The 533-nt window shown below is 49.5% G+C and carries 1 protein-coding gene and 1 pseudogene; one reads left to right on the plus strand and one right to left on the minus strand.

Going from position 1 to position 533, the window contains the following annotated elements; genetic code table 11:
- A partial coding sequence (locus tag H3S82_RS11445) for a hydroxyethylthiazole kinase (protein ID WP_369459193.1) occupies positions 1-277 on the minus strand: 277 nt, incomplete at its 3' end.
- Between H3S82_RS11445 and H3S82_RS11265 the strand changes: the two are divergent.
- Positions 221-436 (plus strand): annotated as a pseudogene (locus H3S82_RS11265) (nicotinate-nucleotide--dimethylbenzimidazole phosphoribosyltransferase); the annotation flags it as partial. The gene H3S82_RS11445 and the pseudogene H3S82_RS11265 overlap by 57 nt on opposite strands.
- Positions 437-533: the final 97 nt, after the last annotated feature.

Genomic DNA, 533 nt, shown 5'->3' on the forward strand with positions numbered 1-533 from the left:
GCCAAGGACGGATTGAAACAGATCTATCAACCATTTGGTCATCCATTTCGGCAAGTGCATCAATGAAAAGGGGCACAAAACTACCTGGGCCTTTCGCCTGATGACCGGCAATTGCTCCGGCTGCCGAAAAGGTTGCAAATGCTTTCACTGTGGCTTTCAGAGCTTGGTCAGGCGCGAGCGCGATAAATGCACCTGTCACGCAGGTAAGAGTCACAAGATCAACCCGCACGCTCTTGATCACTGCATTGCAGGACATGTTTCGGCAGAACCGGCGCATCGCCGCCTGTTAGATAAAATAGGTAAAAAACCGCTTCTTGATCTCGGAATGAGATTGGGCGAGGGAACCGGGGCGGCAATTGCAGCGGGTGTTGTCAAGGCAGCCGTTCTCACACATTCGCAAATGGCAACCTTTGATGAGGCCGGAATTAAAATCTGATACTAATCTTCCGCTATCCCGTCATTTTGCCAAGGACGGATTGAAACAGATCTATCAACCATTTGGTCATCCATTTCGGCAAGTGCATCAATGAAAA

This window comes from Bartonella sp. M0192 (assembly GCF_016102305.1).
GTDB classification, from domain to species: Bacteria; Pseudomonadota; Alphaproteobacteria; order Rhizobiales; family Rhizobiaceae; genus Bartonella; species Bartonella apihabitans.